This window comes from Agrobacterium sp. CCNWLW32 (assembly GCF_037083425.1).
GTDB classification, from domain to species: Bacteria; Pseudomonadota; Alphaproteobacteria; order Rhizobiales; family Rhizobiaceae; genus Agrobacterium; species Agrobacterium radiobacter.
The window spans coordinates 479470-494437 of the sequence record NZ_JBAOJM010000003.1; the positions used below are offsets into that span (position 1 = coordinate 479470).

The 14968-nt window shown below is 60.1% G+C and carries 16 protein-coding genes; 10 read left to right on the forward strand and 6 right to left on the reverse strand.

Going from position 1 to position 14968, the window contains the following annotated elements; all coding sequences use genetic code 11:
• The 3 genes from recN to V6R85_RS09605 all read left to right on the forward strand — a co-directional run bounded on the left by recN (position 1) and on the right by V6R85_RS09605 (position 4923).
• The gene (gene recN / locus V6R85_RS09595) at positions 1-1674 is read left to right on the forward strand and encodes a DNA repair protein RecN (protein ID WP_111834734.1); all 1674 of its coding nucleotides are present in this window, start codon (positions 1-3) and stop codon (positions 1672-1674) included.
• A 116-nt stretch (positions 1675-1790) separates the two neighbouring features.
• A complete protein-coding gene (gene ligA, locus V6R85_RS09600; RefSeq protein ID WP_111834735.1) occupies positions 1791-3965 on the forward strand; it encodes an NAD-dependent DNA ligase LigA in 2175 nt (724 codons plus the stop codon).
• 64 nt (positions 3966-4029) lie between these two features.
• Complete coding sequence (locus tag V6R85_RS09605; protein ID WP_111834736.1) at positions 4030-4923, forward strand: aminoglycoside phosphotransferase family protein; 894 nt, start codon at positions 4030-4032, stop codon at positions 4921-4923.
• 6 nt (positions 4924-4929) lie between these two features.
• Here the strand turns inward: V6R85_RS09605 and V6R85_RS09610 are convergent, their stop codons facing one another.
• A complete protein-coding gene (locus V6R85_RS09610; protein WP_020809657.1) occupies positions 4930-5463 on the reverse strand; it encodes a GNAT family N-acetyltransferase in 534 nt (177 codons plus the stop codon).
• A gap of 180 nt (positions 5464-5643) precedes the next feature.
• Complete coding sequence (locus tag V6R85_RS09615) at positions 5644-6573, reverse strand: DMT family transporter (RefSeq protein ID WP_162695564.1); 930 nt, start codon at positions 6571-6573, stop codon at positions 5644-5646.
• Positions 6574-6770: 197 nt separating this feature from the next.
• On the opposite strand from V6R85_RS09615, the gene gcvA reads away from it, so the two are divergent.
• Genes gcvA through V6R85_RS09630 form a run of 3 tightly spaced genes read left to right on the forward strand, consistent with a single transcriptional unit; the run spans position 6771 to position 8863 of the window.
• Positions 6771-7673 (forward strand): transcriptional regulator GcvA, encoded by a 903-nt coding sequence (gene gcvA / locus V6R85_RS09620; protein WP_020809655.1) that lies wholly within the window; start codon positions 6771-6773, stop codon positions 7671-7673.
• Between the two features lie 43 nt (positions 7674-7716).
• The gene (locus V6R85_RS09625; protein ID WP_004430786.1) at positions 7717-8325 is read left to right on the forward strand and encodes a 3'-5' exonuclease; all 609 of its coding nucleotides are present in this window, start codon (positions 7717-7719) and stop codon (positions 8323-8325) included.
• Positions 8326-8371: 46 nt separating this feature from the next.
• Positions 8372-8863: a CreA family protein gene (locus V6R85_RS09630; protein ID WP_004430787.1), complete on the forward strand. Its 492-nt coding sequence runs from the start codon at positions 8372-8374 to the stop codon at positions 8861-8863.
• Positions 8864-8900: 37 nt separating this feature from the next.
• On the opposite strand, the gene V6R85_RS09635 is transcribed toward V6R85_RS09630, so the two are convergent.
• Positions 8901-9368: a chemotaxis protein CheW gene (locus tag V6R85_RS09635; RefSeq protein ID WP_004430791.1), complete on the reverse strand. Its 468-nt coding sequence runs from the start codon at positions 9366-9368 to the stop codon at positions 8901-8903.
• 87 nt (positions 9369-9455) lie between these two features.
• On the opposite strand from V6R85_RS09635, the gene V6R85_RS09640 reads away from it, so the two are divergent.
• The 3 genes from V6R85_RS09640 to V6R85_RS09650 all read left to right on the forward strand — a co-directional run bounded on the left by V6R85_RS09640 (position 9456) and on the right by V6R85_RS09650 (position 11460).
• A complete protein-coding gene (locus V6R85_RS09640; protein WP_223564867.1) occupies positions 9456-9752 on the forward strand; it encodes a hypothetical protein in 297 nt (98 codons plus the stop codon).
• 140 nt (positions 9753-9892) lie between these two features.
• Entirely contained in the window at positions 9893-10501 is a 609-nt protein-coding gene (gene sco / locus V6R85_RS09645) for a cytochrome oxidase assembly protein Sco (protein ID WP_004430794.1), read from the forward strand.
• Between the two features lie 80 nt (positions 10502-10581).
• A complete protein-coding gene (locus tag V6R85_RS09650; RefSeq protein ID WP_004430796.1) occupies positions 10582-11460 on the forward strand; it encodes a 50S ribosomal protein L11 methyltransferase in 879 nt (292 codons plus the stop codon).
• 149 nt (positions 11461-11609) lie between these two features.
• On the opposite strand, the gene V6R85_RS09655 is transcribed toward V6R85_RS09650, so the two are convergent.
• The gene (locus V6R85_RS09655) at positions 11610-11783 is read right to left on the reverse strand and encodes a hypothetical protein (RefSeq protein ID WP_003522343.1); all 174 of its coding nucleotides are present in this window, start codon (positions 11781-11783) and stop codon (positions 11610-11612) included.
• A gap of 293 nt (positions 11784-12076) precedes the next feature.
• On the opposite strand from V6R85_RS09655, the gene V6R85_RS09660 reads away from it, so the two are divergent.
• A complete protein-coding gene (locus V6R85_RS09660) occupies positions 12077-13918 on the forward strand; it encodes an aminopeptidase P family protein (RefSeq protein ID WP_111834737.1) in 1842 nt (613 codons plus the stop codon).
• On the opposite strand, the gene V6R85_RS09665 is transcribed toward V6R85_RS09660, so the two are convergent.
• Both V6R85_RS09665 and V6R85_RS09670 read right to left on the reverse strand, forming a co-directional pair.
• Positions 13915-14229, reverse strand: a complete 315-nt coding sequence (locus V6R85_RS09665) for an AzlD family protein (protein WP_004430802.1) — start codon at positions 14227-14229, stop codon at positions 13915-13917. The genes V6R85_RS09660 and V6R85_RS09665 overlap by 4 nt on opposite strands.
• On the reverse strand, positions 14226-14945 hold the full coding sequence (locus V6R85_RS09670; protein WP_060725086.1) for an AzlC family ABC transporter permease: 720 nt from the start codon (positions 14943-14945) through the stop codon (positions 14226-14228). The genes V6R85_RS09665 and V6R85_RS09670 overlap by 4 nt, the downstream gene beginning before the upstream one ends.
• Positions 14946-14968: the final 23 nt, after the last annotated feature.

Consider the following 14968-nt stretch of genomic DNA (forward strand, 5'->3'; position numbering starts at 1 on the left):
ATGCTGGTCCAGCTCTCGATTCGCGATATCGTTCTGATCGAAAGGCTTGACCTCGGTTTCGAGGCAGGCCTTTCCGTGTTGACGGGCGAGACGGGTGCGGGCAAATCCATTCTTCTCGATAGTCTCTCGCTGGCGCTTGGCGGCCGCGGCGATGGCGGCCTTGTGCGCCACGGTGAAGAAAAGGGGCAGGTTACTGCCACTTTCGAAGTCCCGAACAATCACCCGACCCGGCTTCTCCTGCGCGAAAACGGTCTCGATGACGACGGCGACCTGATTTTCCGCCGGGTGCAATCCTCTGACGGGCGCACCAAGGCCTATATCAACGATCAGGCCATCAGCGTGCAGATGATGCGCCAGCTCGGTCAATTCCTGGTCGAAATCCACGGCCAGCATGATGATCGCGCGCTTGTCGACACCGATGCACACCGGACGCTGCTGGATGCCTTTGCCGGGCTGAGCGATGAGGCTCGCGCTGTTCAGGGCCTCTACCGCACCTGGAAAGATGCTGACCGGGCTCTGAAGACGCACCGCGCCAAGGTGGAGGCGGCGGCGCGCGAGGCGGATTACCTGCGCTCTTCCGTTGAGGAACTGGAAACGCTCTCGCCGCGTGACGGTGAAGAGGAAGAACTGGCCGAGCGCCGGGCGGCGATGCAGAAATCCGAACGCATTGCCGGCGACATCGCTGAGGCCAGCGAGTTTCTGAACGGCAATGCCTCGCCCGTGCCTGTCATTGCATCGATGATGCGCCGGCTCGAGCGCAAGAGCCACGAGGCTCCCGGCCTGCTTGAAGACACCGTGCAATTGCTGGATGCAGCACTGGACAGCCTTTCCAATGCGCAGATGGAAGTGGAAGCGGCATTGCGCCGCACCGAATTCGATCCGCGTGAGCTGGAGCGGGTGGAAGAGCGGCTTTTTGCGCTGCGCGCGGCGGGCCGTAAATATAATGTCGCCGTGCCAGACCTGCCGGCTCTTGCCGAAAAAATGGTGGCCGATCTCGCCGATCTCGATGCCGGTGAAGAAAAACTCGGCAAGCTCGAGGCCAATCTCGGCGTCGTAAAGGCCGATTTTGACCGTGCCGCCCAATCGCTTTCCGACAAACGCCGCAATGCGGCGGAAGCGCTTTCCAACGCTGTCATGGCCGAGCTTCCGGCGCTGAAGCTCGAGCGGGCGCGGTTTACCGTCGAGGTGACCTCCGATCCCGAGCAGGCGACGGCTGACGGTATCGATACGGTGGAGTTTCACGTCCAGACCAATCCGGGCACGCGCCCCGGTCCGATCATGAAGGTGGCCTCGGGCGGCGAACTGTCCCGTTTCCTGCTGGCGTTGAAAGTGGCGCTCGCCGATCGCGGATCGGCGCCGACGCTGGTGTTCGACGAAATCGATACGGGTGTTGGCGGCGCTGTGGCGGATGCCATCGGCCAGCGGCTGCGCCGCCTGTCGAAAACCGTGCAGGTCCTGTCCGTCACCCATGCGCCGCAGGTGGCCGCACGGGCTGCCACTCATCTCCTCATTTCCAAAGGCCCATCCGGCGACGGCAGCGAGCGCATCGCCACGCGCGTGGCCACCATGGAGCCGAAACACCGCACCGAAGAGATCGCCCGCATGCTCGCCGGCGCATCGGTAACGGACGAGGCGAGGGCTGCGGCCGCTCGTCTGCTTGCCGCCAAGGACTGATCGTTCGCGACAATGCCGTTGGAGCGCCTTTCGGCGTTGTGAGTCCAGCGGCAAAACTGTTTTTAATGTTTGTTATTTCGGCTAAAAGCGTTCGGTAATTCCGAAAAGAGGCCGTCATGTCGAAAGACCAGAAATCCGTCGAAAACCTCACCGAGCTTGAAGCCTCTTCCGAGCTCGCATTTCTGGCGGCCGAGCTTGCTCGCCATGACGCCCTTTATCACGGCAAGGACGCGCCGGAGATTTCGGACGCCGATTATGATGCGCTGAAGCGGCGCAACGATGCCATCGAGACGGCTTTTCCAGCGCTGGTGCGGGCCGATAGCCCATCGAAGAAAGTCGGCTTCGCGCCGCTTCCGACCTTTGCGCCAATCGTGCATGCGCGGCCGATGCTGTCGCTCGACAATACGTTTTCGGAAGAGGATCTGCGGGATTTCGTGAGTTCTGTCTATCGCTTCCTCGGGCATCTGCCTGATGATTCCATCGCCTTTACCGCCGAGCCGAAGATCGACGGGCTTTCCATGTCGATCCGCTACGAGAACCGCAGGCTGAAGACCGCGGCGACGCGTGGTGACGGCACGACGGGCGAAAACGTCACCGCCAATATCAGGACCATCAAGGAAATCCCGAACGAGCTGCCTTCGGACGCGCCCGATGTGGTGGAGGTTCGTGGTGAGGTCTATATGGCGAAGAGCGACTTTCTGGCGCTCAATGCGACTATGGAAGCGGAAGGCAAGCAGACCTATGTGAACCCGCGCAACACGGCATCCGGTTCCCTGCGCCAGCTCGACGCCAATGTGACGGCGAAACGCAAACTCAGGTTCTTTGCCTATGCCCTGGGTGAGGTTTCGAATGGCGGCCAGCCGACGCGGATTGCCGATACGCAATACGGCATCGTCGAGAAGTTCAGGGAATGGGGCTTCCCGGTCAATCCGCTGATGAAGCGATTCACCTCCGCCCAGCAATTGCTTGAACATTATAATGAAATCGGCGTTGCGCGGCCCGATCTCGATTATGATATCGACGGTGTGGTCTATAAGGTCGACCGGCTCGACCTTCAGGAGAGACTGGGCTTCCGCTCGCGCAGCCCGCGCTGGGCGACCGCGCATAAATTCCCGGCCGAGCAGGCATTCACGACGGTTGAGAACATTGAAATTCAGGTGGGACGTACCGGCGCCTTGACGCCGGTCGCGCGTCTCACCCCGATCACCGTCGGCGGTGTCGTTGTCACCAATGCGACGCTGCATAATGCCGATTATATCGAAGGTATCGGCAATAGCGGCGAGCGCATCCGCCCGGAGGATCATGATATCCGCATTGGCGACACGGTCATTGTGCAACGCGCCGGCGATGTCATTCCGCAGGTTCTGGATGTGCTGTTGGAGAAGCGCCCGGCCGAGGCGGCGAAATATGCCTTCCCGGAGAAATGTCCGGTTTGCGGTAGCCATGCGGTGCGGGAGCGCAACGAAAAGACCGGCAAGCTCGATTCGGTCACGCGCTGCACCGGCGGTTTCGTCTGCCGGGCGCAGGCCGTAGAGCACCTGAAACATTTCGTCTCGCGCAATGCCTTCGATATCGAAGGGCTTGGCACCAAGCAGATCGACTTCTTCTTCGAAAGCGACGATCCCACCCTGTCGATCAAGACCGCACCGGATATTTTTACGCTGAAGGTTCGGCAGGAGGCGTCTACGCTCACCAAGCTCGAGAATATCGACGGCTTCGGCAAGGTCAGCGTCAGGAAGCTGTTCGATGCCATCGACGCCCGCCGCGAGATCGATCTGCACCGGCTGATCTTCGCGCTCGGTATTCGTCATGTGGGCGAGACCACGGCGAAGCTTCTGGCGCGATCCTATGGCACTTACGAACATTTCGAAGAGAGCATGAAGGCGGCGGCCGATCCGGCGAGCGATGCCTGGGCCGAACTCAACAGCATCGACGGCATTGGCGAGGTGGTGGCCCGCGCCATCATCGAGTTCTACAAGGAACCGCGCAATCTCGATGTCATCGACCGTCTGATACGGGAGCTTCGCCCGAAGGAGGCCGAAAAGCCCTCTACCGAAGGCAGCCCGGTGGCAGGCAAGACGGTTGTGTTTACCGGTTCGCTGGAAAAGTTCACCCGCGATGAGGCTAAGGCCCGGGCCGAAAGCCTCGGCGCCAAGGTTGCGGGTTCCGTCTCGAAAAAGACCGATATTCTGGTCGCAGGACCGGGAGCCGGTTCCAAGCTTGCCAAAGCGGCGGAACTGGGTGTTCAGACCATGGATGAAGACGAGTGGCTGGCGCTGATCGGCGGCTGATGCGCCGTCATGGCAATGTTGTCCTCTGCCGCTAAAGCTTTGCGCCTGAGACGGAGAGCACAGCATGGATGACCGCATCGTCGTCACCACACAGCAGGTCCGGGCGCTGGTCACCAACCAGTTTCCGCAATGGGCCGATCTCGAGGTCCGGCCGGTGGAACTGAGCGGCTGGGACAATCGCAGCTTTCGCCTTGGTGGCGACATGCTGATCCGCATGCCAAGTGCCGCCCGTTATGTTGCGCAGGTGGAAAAGGAGCACCGGTGGCTGCCGGCGCTTACACCGCTCCTGCCTTTTCCGATCCCTGCACCATTGGCGCTGGGGCAGCCGGGAGAAGGCTATCCGTTCTGCTGGTCCGTCTATCGCTGGCTTGAGGGCGAACCTCTCGCACGGCATCTGGAGCGCGTCGATCTTTCGACTGTCGCTATTGATATTGCAGCGTTTTTGAAAACATTGCACGGCGTGGATGCTTCGGATGGCCCACGCGCGGGCGCGCATAACTTTCATCGCGGCGGGTCCCTCTCGGTCTATGACGGGGAGGCGCGGGCCTCGGCAGCACGCCTTGCCGATGAGGTGGATCATGCGCTGGCCATGGAGATCTGGCAGCTGGCGCTTTCCAGCCGCTGGCAGGGGCAGGGTGTCTGGGTGCATGGCGACATTGCCGAGGGCAATCTGCTGGTGCAGAACGGCCGCCTTTCAGCCGTCATCGATTTTGGCAGTTCCGGCGTCGGCGATCCATCTTCCGATCTCATTCTCGCCTGGAATGTGCTCAATGCCGAAAGCCGTGCCGTTTTTCGTCAGGCGCTGGAGCTTGATGATGCCACATGGCAGCGCGGGCGCGGCTGGGCGCTGTGGAAGGCGTTGATCGTGCTGGATGCCGAGCGCGGGCGGAACGAAAGAATGGCCGAATGGTCGCGGCGGACCATTCGGGAAGTGTTTGCGGATCACCTTCTACGCTGAAAGCGCCTATCGAAGTCGTGCCATCACATGGGCATCGACGTATTTTCCATCACGATAGGCATCGTTGCGCAGGGTGCCCTCGCGCTCGAAACCGAATTTCTCGTAGAGCCGGATTGCCGGGAGATTGTCCGTGAAGACGTTGAGCTCGATGCGGCGGATATCGTGCCAGTTATCCGCTGTGTCGATCAGCGCCCCAAGAAGGTGCGACCCCACCCCTTTTCCCGCGAGATCGTCGTGAACGCTGATCGCCAGGTCGGCGATATGGGCCTGTCGTCCTGCCCTGCGAAACAACCCGCCATTGGCGACGATCTTTCCGCGCCATTCGCCTATGATCGAAATATCGTTCGGACCGCGGTTCTCCATTGCCTTTCTGGTCTTTTCCACAGACTGGAAAGGTTGCCGTAGCGTGCCGTGACGGACGCCCGGCAGGTTGAACAGTTCGGTCAGGGCTTCGGCATCATCCAGGCGCGGTGCGCGCAGGAGGATGTCGCGTAACTGGAACTGATCATCTTCATTATCGGCAAATTTCACGTTCTGCATGCCTGTCTCCTTGGGGCGTATGGGAGCAGGCTTGCGAACCCTGCTCTAATGGCAGGGTGGAAATGGATCGCTTAACGCGACGACATACCTTTCCCTGCCGGGTGGCCGGTGATGGTATGGCGACGGGTGGTGTTCTGTTTCGCGATCATGCGCGCAGAATGCTTTTGCCGTGTAGCGCTGTCAAGCCGGTGCGTTGCGCAGCAGGCTTCTGAGTTTCGCCGGCAGCCTGCCGTCGATCGCTGCAAGACCGGCGGCGATCATTGCCATGCCGGCGAAGTGCTTCATTTCCAGTTGCTCGCCGAGCAGCAGCGAACCGAGCAGGATGGCGCTGACGGGGATGAGGAAGGTGACGAGGGCAAGGTTGGTGGCGCCGGCGCTGGCAAGAATACGGAAGAAGATGAGGTAGGCGAGCGCCGTCGACAGCAGGGCGATGCCGATCAGCGCGCCCCAGGTGCCAAGGCTCGGCATGGCGAGTGTCCAAGGCTTATCGATGAGAAGGGCGGCCGGGATCAGCATCAGCGTTGAAGAGGAAATCTGGCCGGTGGCGGTCATCAGTGGCGGCACGCCCATGGCCTTGAAGCGGCGGCCGAAAATGCCGGCAAAGGCATAGGAGACGGCCGCGCCAAGAATGGCGATCTGGCCCCAGAGACCGGATGAGCCGGTAAAGGCGACCGGGCCGATCATGGTCGCCACGCCGGCAAAGCCGATCAGCACGCCAGTGAGCTTGTTGCCGGTCATCTTCTCGTCGGCGGTCAGAAAGTGCGCGACGATGACGGTGAAGAGGGGCGTCGTGGCATTGAGGATCGAGGCAAGCCCGCTGGCAATATGGGTCTGGCCCCAGACAATCAGGCAGAAGGGAATGATGTTATTCAGCAGGCCCATGCCGAAAAACGCACGCCACACCGCCCCTTCGCGCGGCAGGCGAAGGCCCATGATGCGGCAGACGATTAGAAGCGCTGTGGCGGCAAGGGTGACCCGCAGCGTAACGATGGTGACCGGCGGCAATTCCTTGACCGCGACACCGATGAAAAAGAACGATCCGCCCCACAGGAGCGAAAGCGCGACAAGCATCGCCCATTCGCGGGCATCCATCTGTTTCTGTATCGCCATCATCATCTCCCAAAGCATGAGCATCGACATGATCGCAGACGGGACCGCCGCCATCCACCCGATATCGGTTGAGTTTAGCTCAAATCGAAGTTGGATGGCTTTCACTGCATTTCAGGTCTTGTTGCGTCTATTTACTCCCTGTTTTATGGTGTTTTCAAACGATTGTTTCTCGTGCGATAATTGAGGTGAGCTAAATCATGGCAGCCGAACTTCCTTCTCTGAAAGGACTGCAGGCCTTCGAGGCCGCAGCGCGGTATCGCAGCGTCACGCTTGCCTCCAATGAGCTGAATGTCACGCCCGGCGCGGTTAGCCTGCAAATCCGGGAGCTGGAGGCGCGGCTTGGTGTGCAGCTTTTTTCCCGCAAACCGCGCAGCATCCAGCTGACGCGTGAAGGGGAACGTTATTACGGCGCGCTTCGCACGGCCTTCCGGATGATGCGCGAGGCGACGGCGGAACTGACGGCGCGATCTGAGATCACCGTTCTGACGCTCAGCTGCACCCCGACTTTCGCCGTGCAATGGCTAATGCCGCGATTGCCGGCCTTCCAGCAGCAACACCCGCATGTGGATGTCCGCATCAGCGTGACGAACCGGCTGGTGGATTTTTCAAGGGACGACGTCGATCTGGCGGTGCGGCATGGTTTTGGCCGGTATGAAGGGCTTGAGAGTATCCGCTTCATCGATGACAGCACGCTGCCGGTCTGCTCGCCGCAGCTTCTTGAAAAATACGGGCCGCTTCAGGAGGCGGGTGATCTGAAGTCCGTTCCCCTGCTGCATGATGAAAACCGCAATGAATGGCGGCGGTGGCTGGAGGCGGCGGGGGCATCTGATGTCGATGCCACCGGCGGCACCGTCTTCATCGACAGCAACGGCGCGCTGGATGCGGCCAAGGCCGGGCACGGCATTGCGCTGACCCGGCGTTCGCTCGTTTCCCGCGAGCTTGCGGAAGGCGCATTGATCGCCCCCTTCGGCAAGGACATGGCCAGCACGCTTGCCTATTTCCTCGTTTATCCCAGGCGTATGCTCGATAATCCCGATCTGGTGACGCTCATCGACTGGATGCTTTCGGAAGCGCGTTCAGCCGAGGCCGGTTCTCTTTGAGGTCAATCCGGTTTATGCCGGAATGAAACAACGGGAATCACTCTTGAAAACCATCGCCATCGATTTCGAGACCGCCAATGAGGAGCGGGGCAGCGCCTGCTCCGTCGGGCTTGCGTGGATAGAGGGCGGCGAGATCGTTCGCGTCGAGGAGCGTCTCATCCGGCCGAAGGACATGCGGTTTTCGCCCTTCAACATCGCCGTCCACGGGATTCGCCCTGCCGATGTCGAGGACGCGCCGGAATTCCCTGAGGTGATGGAGGAGTTCATCGACGACTTCCACGGTGCGACGATGATCGCCCATAATGCCGCCTTCGATTTCAGTGTCATGCGGGCGTCGTTCGACAAGTACCGGCAGTCCTATCCCGATCTTTCTTATCTGTGCAGCGTCAAGATCGCCCGGCACGTCTGGCCGCAGCTGGAATCGCATAAGCTGAATGTCATTGCCCATCACCTCCAGCTGCGTTTCGTGCACCATAATGCCGCCGAAGATGCCGTTGTCTGCGCGGCAGCGTCGATTGCGGCGGCCAAGGCGCTGCGCGTCACCCATGTTCGCGACCTGCCGGAAAAGATCGGCATGGTCGCAGGCCGTCTCACCTCCACCGGTTACCAGCCCTGCAGCATGAAAAAACGCGCCGTCTCCCGGGTTGCGTAACCGTTCCGCGCACTTATGTTTGAAGCAGCGTAACGGAGAAGATGCGATGACGACGAAAACTCTGTCGGGTTTGTTTGCGGGCTTTCTGACATTGCTTCCGGTCACTGCCGCGCATTCGCAGGTCGTGGGTGAGGTTGGCGTCGACTGGATCGGCAACGACATCGTCATCGAGGCGATTGCCGATCCGAAGATCAAGGGCGTGACCTGCCATGTGACCTATTTCGAGCGCGGCGTGATCGACCGGCTGAAGAACGGCAATTGGTTTGAAGACCCATCCAACAACGCCATTTCCTGTAGCCAGACGGGGCCGGTGGAGATCGGCGATATCGATCTCTCGAAGGGCGGGGAAGAGGTGTTCCGGCAGGGCATGTCGCTGGTCTGGAAGAAGCTGGTCGTCAGCCGCGTCTATGACAAGGCCAATGACACGCTTATCTATCTGGTGCATGCACGGGAGCTGACTGACGGTTCGGCCAAGATGGCGATTTCCACGGTGCCGCTCTATAACCAGCAGGTCACATGGGAAAAGGGCAAGCCGTAAGGCTCGCCCCCTCGCAATTGCGTTATTGATGCCTGGATCAGGCTGCTTCGCGCGCCAGCTCGTCGGCAATGACCGTGTCGAGGTTGAGGAAGCAGACCATGCTCTTTTCCAGCGCGACGATGCCGCGGCAGAAGCTGCGCTGCTCTTCCGGAATGATATCGGGCGCGGGCTGCAGGTCTTCGGAGCGGATGGTCATCATGTCGGAGACCTGCTCCACCAGAAGGCCAACCAGCTTGCCGCCGATATCGGTGACGATGATAGCGGAGCGTTCGGAGGGCTCGGTCATTTTCATGCCAAGGCGGCCGGCCATGTCGATGACGGGAATGACGGCGCCGCGCAGGTTGATGAGGCCGAGAACATAGGGCGGGGTGTGCGGCATCGGGGTAACCGGCGCCCAGCCGCGGATTTCGCGGATCGCCATGATGTCGATGCAGAATTCCTGATCGCTCAGATGGAAGGAAACGATTTCGAGATATGCGCCGGATTGCTTGATGGCGTTGGACATGACGGCAGGTTTCCTCTGATGGCTCTCTAACAGGCCCGCGCAGGATTGAGCTTTATGCGGTAGCCGGATAATGGACCGGGAGACATCATGTCGAGGCTTAAAAACCGCTATGGTCATAATGCACAGCAAGATTTTAAACTTTCCCTAACAATTGCCCCGCGCCTGCCGGCAAAACCCAGTATTTTGGCGGTTTTCGCGCCCACGCAAACAGGTTATGATAGGCATATGAACGCGCTCGTTTCCCATCCGCTGAAGTTTATTCTGGCAAGTCTTGCGGCTGTGGCCTCGCTTGCCATCGTGCTTCTTGCCTTTGACGGCTGGGTGCGGCACGGCACGGATATTTTCCTGTCTACGGTGCAGAGCGGCATCGCCTGGTGCCTCTGACGTTTTTTCGGCTGCGGATTTGTGACAAATCAGCGCGGTCGGCTCAAATACGTCCAGTTGATTTGCCGTCGCCACCGCCTTTCGTTATCTGTCTGCCAGAGCCTGCGATATGCCGCCGGCTTTCGGGGTAGGATTGGAAAATGAGAAATATTCGCATCGTATTGTGGGCTGTCGTGCTCGTTCTCGCCGGTGTCGTCAGCTGGTTGACGATCGAAATGACGAAAACCCGGGAGCAGATGGTGGAGACGGCCTATGGCGTGCCGTTCGAACTGACGGCGCAAACCGGCCAGCCGATTACCGAAAAAGCCTTTCAGGGTAAGCCGACAGCGCTGTTCTTCGGTTTCACCCATTGCCCGGAGGTCTGCCCTACAACCCTGTTCGAGCTGAACGGCTGGATGGAGAAGGTGGACCCGGCCGGCGACAAGCTGCAGGCCTATTTCGTCTCCGTCGATCCCGAGCGCGATACGCCTGAGATCATGCAGCAATATGTCTCCAACGTCTCGAAGCGGATCACCGGCATCACCGGCCCGGCCGACAAGATTGCCGAGACGCTGAAGGGCTACCGCATCTATGCCAAGAAGGTGCCGGTGGACGAGAAGGATCCGAATGGCGATTACACCATGGATCACACGGCGTCCGTCATCCTGCTCGATGCCAATGGCCGCTTTGCGGGGACGATTGCCTATGGGGAAAATCCCGATGTCGCCGAGCAGAAACTTCAGAATCTTCTGAAGGGTACGAAGGTTTAATTACGCGCGGCTTATTGGACTGACTGCGGTTTTGTGGCAAAGGCAGACACAGAACTATTAGCCAGAGAAAGCAGCCCGCCGTGAGCGAAATCCGACTTTACGTCACCACGACCGAAATCCAGGCGGGTGAAATCCTCGATCTCATGTCGGACTATTTCGGCGAGGAGGATGTCGCGATTGCCACCACCGAGGTGGATGAAAAGCGCGATATCTGGGAAGCCTCGGTCTATCTGATGGCTGAACAGGAAGAAGAGTTCCGCGAGCGTGTCAGCGCGCTGCTTGCTCCTGCCTTTCCCGGTCTCGTCATCGAGAAGGAGACCGTTCCTGACGTTGACTGGATCGCCAAGTCGCTCGAGGGGCTGAAGCCGGTCAGGGCAGGGCGCTTCATCGTGTATGGCGCCCATGATCGCGATAAGGTGCAGGCGAACGATCTGGCAATCGAAATCGAGGCGGGGCAGGCTTTCGGTACGGGCCATCATGGCACGACGGCCGGCTGCCTTGAGATGATCGAGGAAGTTCTGCGGGCGAGAACGGTGCGCAATGCGCTGGATCTCGGCACCGGCAGCGGCGTTCTGGCGATTGCTGTACGCAAGATGCGTCCAATTCCCGTGCTTGCAACCGACATCGACCCCATCGCGGTGAAGGTGGCGAAGGAGAATGTGCGGCTGAACGGTATCGTCTCCGGGCTTGCGCTGGAGACCGCGCCGGGTTTCCACTCGGACGCTTTCCGCAAGCATGGCCCGTTCGATCTCATCATTGCCAATATTCTGGCGCGGCCGCTTATCAAGATGGCACCGCAGCTCGTCACGCATCTGGCGCCCGGCGGCACCGTCATCCTGTCGGGCATTCTGGCGTCACAGCGCTGGAAAGTGCTTTCCGCCTATAATGGCGCGCGGCTTTCCCATGTCCGCACGATCTGGCGTAATGGCTGGGTGACGCTGCACCTGCGCAAGGACTGAAGCTTCCCCAGCATCCCTTTCGGGGTAAAAGAAAAGGCGGCGCTTTCGCGCCGCCTGGAAACCCGCGAGCAGATGGGAGGAGTTTGCTCAAGCGGGTCGACGTATTCCTGTTCGGCGCGGCGGAGGGAGGATCTCCGCACCGGACACTATCAGAATACGTAGCTGGACTTTGCCTTGCGACGCAGATCGGCGCGGTTCATGCCGAGCGCTTCCAGCGACTTGTCGTCGAGGTTCAGAAGGGCGGCGTTGACGTGGCGGCTGACCTGACGCTCGCGTGCTTCAACGACGCGATCGAAGGCGGTGCGGAGGAAAGATTTTGCCATTGCTTCAAATCCTTGTTTGCCATGAGAGTGTCTCTCTCGCTGTGTTGCCCTGAAGATAAGCGATGTGTTTTTGTTTGGTTAGAGGGGATATCTCAGGGTAGATATGCGTTTTTCGCATGACATATTGCCTTGAGTATTACTTATTTCGCGAAACATGCACAATTTATCGTCGCAATCCCATCTGTCATATATGGCTTGAAACCGGCTTTGTCCGCATGGCATTGTCGTGCCGCGCCAACGGTTTGATGGCGCGATCATACAGTTTTTCTCATGACAGTTCCCGAAAGACGCTCATGTTCCAGACCTTCGAAAACAAATCCGCGCCGCAATTCGGCAAGGCCCGTGTCGAGGCGCTGCGCGCCAGTTTCGACGCCCTCGGCATCGACGGTTTTCTGGTGCCGCGCGCCGATGAATATCAGGGAGAATATGTGCCTGAGTGCGCCGAGCGCCTCTCATGGCTGACCGGCTTTACCGGTTCCGCCGGCATTGCGCTGGTGACGCGCGCGGAGGCGGTGGTTTTTGTCGATGGCCGTTACACAACGCAACTCAAGTCGCAGGTCGATCAATCGATCTTCAGCGGCGGCGATCTGGTTGGCGCGCCGCCCTCCGTCTGGCTGGCCGAACATGCTCCACAGGGTTTCCGGCTCGGCATCGATCCGTGGCTGCACACCGGCGCGGAGTTGAAGCGACTGGAAAAGGTGCTTGCCGGCAAAGGCGGTTCGGTCGTTCTCCTCGAAAAGAACCCGCTTGATGTCCTGTGGCAGGACCGTCCATCCGAGCCGCTGGAGCCCGTCGTTATCCAGCCCGAGGCCTTTACCGGCAAGCTGGCGAAGGAAAAGATCGCCTCGCTGGCGGAAACGGTCTCGGCAAAGGGCGCAGATGCCCTGCTGGTTACCGATCCGTCGTCCATTGCCTGGATTTTCAACGTTCGCGGCAATGACGTGCCGCATACGCCGCATCCGCTCGCGCGCGCCATCATCTATGCGGATGGCAGGGCGGATATTTTTCTCGACAAGCGGAAGACCGGCATTGAGACCGAGGCTTATCTGGCGCAGCTCGCGACACAATTGCCGCCTTCGAAAATCGCCGACCGCCTGCATGCCATTGCCAGCGCTAAAGGTCGCGTCATGGTGGATGCCGATCTGACGCCGGTGGCGCTGACCGGCGCGATTACCGCGGCGGGCGGCACCCTGATCGAGGAGGCTGATCCTGTCCGCTTGCCGCGCGCGCGCAAGAACAAGGCGGAGCTGGCCGGCTCGGCAGCCGCTCATGTGCAGGATGGGGCGGCCATGGTCGAATATCTCTGCTGGCTGGACCGTCAGCAGCCCGGCAGCGTCACCGAAATTGCCGCCGTCAGGGCGCTCGAGGCCGCTCGGGTCAAGGTGGGGCAGGGGCTGCAAAACCCGCTCAAGGACGTATCTTTCGACACGATTTCAGGTGCCGGCGAACATGCCGCCATCATCCATTACCGCGTCACGACGGATACGGACCGCACACTTGCGGATGGGGAGATGTTCCTCGTCGATTCCGGTGCGCAATATGTCAACGGCACCACTGACATCACCCGCACGATTGCGATCGGCGCCGTTCCGGAGGAGCAGAAGCGTTTCTTCACATTGGTGCTGAAAGGCATGATCGGCATCAGCACCGCACGGTTTCCCAAGGGAACGCGTGGTTGCGATCTCGACCCGCTGGCGCGCATCGCGCTCTGGAAAGCGGGAGCGGATTACGCCCATGGCACCGGCCACGGCGTCGGCTCTTATCTTTCGGTGCATGAGGGGCCGCAGCGTATCTCAAGGCTTTCGACGCAGGAACTGCTGTCCGGCATGATCCTGTCGAACGAGCCGGGCTATTACCGGCCCGGCGCTTTTGGCATCCGCATCGAGAACCTCATCTATGTGCGCGAGGCGGAAGAGGTCGCCGGCGGTGACCAGCCGATGTTCTCCTTCGAGACGTTGACATGGTGCCCTATCGACCGCAGGCTGGTGGTCACCGCTCTCTTGACCGACGAAGAACTCGACTGGTTGAACACCTATCACGCCGGGGTTCTGGAGAAGCTTTCTCCCTTGATCACCGACGAGGAGGTTAAGGCGTGGCTCGTTGCCGCAACGAAGCCATTGGAGCGGGTCGCTTAAAGCAGCCCGAAATGCCTGATGGCGATGACGATGGCCCAGCCGACGGCCAGCATCGTCAGGCCGGGAAACCGCAGACAGACCAGAAGTGCTGCCACCATGCCGATCTTCACCTCGTATCCGCCTTCAAAAAAGGCGGGTGCGACGAGCGTGGTCAAAACCGCGACCGGAACGGCGTTCAGTCCCGCCTCCATGCGTGGCGGGATGGATTTCATCCGCGTCATCAGAACATAGCCGCCGATGCGGGTGAGGTAGGTGGCGATGGCGGCGAGCGCGATCAGGATCAGCGTATCGGCGTGCAGCATGTCGCTCATGGCGTTTCCACCCCGTTTTCAGAATTCGATGCGCCGTTCGGTTTTGGCGGATAAAGGACCGCAACGAGAATTCCGGCGACCGCGCCGAGGCTCACATGCCACGGGGAGCCGACGATGTGATAGGCAACCGTTGCGCCAACCGCGCTTGCCAGCATGACAGGGTAGAAATTCTCCCGCTGACGGAAGCTCAGCACCATGCCCATGAAATAGATCGGCAGCAGCACATCGAGGCCAATGGCTTTCGGATCGCCGACCATATTGCCGAGCGATGCGCCGAGAATGGTCATGGCCAGCCACAGCACATAAACGGGCGCGGCAAAGCCCATGTACCAGGAAAAGCCGACCGTGCCGGTATTTTCATATTTCCTGACCGATTCGGCGAATTGCGGATCCACCAGCACGAAGAAACCAGCGGCTTTTTGCAGGAATGACCAGTTCGAGATCATCCGGGCAATGGCGGCCGAATAGAGGATATGGCGAAAATTGACGGCGAAGACGGAAAGAACGATCAGCCAGGGGGCAACCTTCTGGCCGAACAGTTCGATACCAACGAGCTGGCTTGCACCCGCATAGACGGTGCCGCTCATGATCGTGGCTTCGGTGACGCTCAGCCCGTTATCGACTGCGACGGCGCCGAACAGCGCACCGAAGGGGGCGGCGGAGAGGGCGATCGGGAAACCGCTCTTCAATCCCTCGCGAAAATCTGCATTGAACATGTCTGGAAACTCCTTGCCGCCGC

Excerpts from the sequence above, each read along its gene's own strand:
- recN (WP_111834734.1), top strand. The coding sequence starts at position 1 with ATGCTGGTCCAGCTCTCGATTCGCGATATCGTTCTGATCGAAAGGCTT.
- ligA (WP_111834735.1), top strand. The coding sequence starts at position 1,791 with ATGTCGAAAGACCAGAAATCCGTCGAAAACCTCACCGAGCTTGAAGCC.
- V6R85_RS09605 (WP_111834736.1), top strand. The coding sequence starts at position 4,030 with ATGGATGACCGCATCGTCGTCACCACACAGCAGGTCCGGGCGCTGGTC.
- V6R85_RS09610 (WP_020809657.1), bottom strand. The coding sequence starts at position 5,463 with ATGCAGAACGTGAAATTTGCCGATAATGAAGATGATCAGTTCCAGTTA.
- V6R85_RS09615 (WP_162695564.1), bottom strand. The coding sequence starts at position 6,573 with ATGGCGATACAGAAACAGATGGATGCCCGCGAATGGGCGATGCTTGTC.
- gcvA (WP_020809655.1), top strand. The coding sequence starts at position 6,771 with ATGGCAGCCGAACTTCCTTCTCTGAAAGGACTGCAGGCCTTCGAGGCC.
- V6R85_RS09630 (WP_004430787.1), top strand. The coding sequence starts at position 8,372 with ATGACGACGAAAACTCTGTCGGGTTTGTTTGCGGGCTTTCTGACATTG.
- V6R85_RS09635 (WP_004430791.1), bottom strand. The coding sequence starts at position 9,368 with ATGTCCAACGCCATCAAGCAATCCGGCGCATATCTCGAAATCGTTTCC.
- V6R85_RS09640 (WP_223564867.1), top strand. The coding sequence starts at position 9,456 with ATGTCGAGGCTTAAAAACCGCTATGGTCATAATGCACAGCAAGATTTT.
- sco (WP_004430794.1), top strand. The coding sequence starts at position 9,893 with ATGAGAAATATTCGCATCGTATTGTGGGCTGTCGTGCTCGTTCTCGCC.
- V6R85_RS09655 (WP_003522343.1), bottom strand. The coding sequence starts at position 11,783 with ATGGCAAAATCTTTCCTCCGCACCGCCTTCGATCGCGTCGTTGAAGCA.
- V6R85_RS09660 (WP_111834737.1), top strand. The coding sequence starts at position 12,077 with ATGTTCCAGACCTTCGAAAACAAATCCGCGCCGCAATTCGGCAAGGCC.
- V6R85_RS09665 (WP_004430802.1), bottom strand. The coding sequence starts at position 14,229 with ATGAGCGACATGCTGCACGCCGATACGCTGATCCTGATCGCGCTCGCC.
- V6R85_RS09670 (WP_060725086.1), bottom strand. The coding sequence starts at position 14,945 with ATGTTCAATGCAGATTTTCGCGAGGGATTGAAGAGCGGTTTCCCGATC.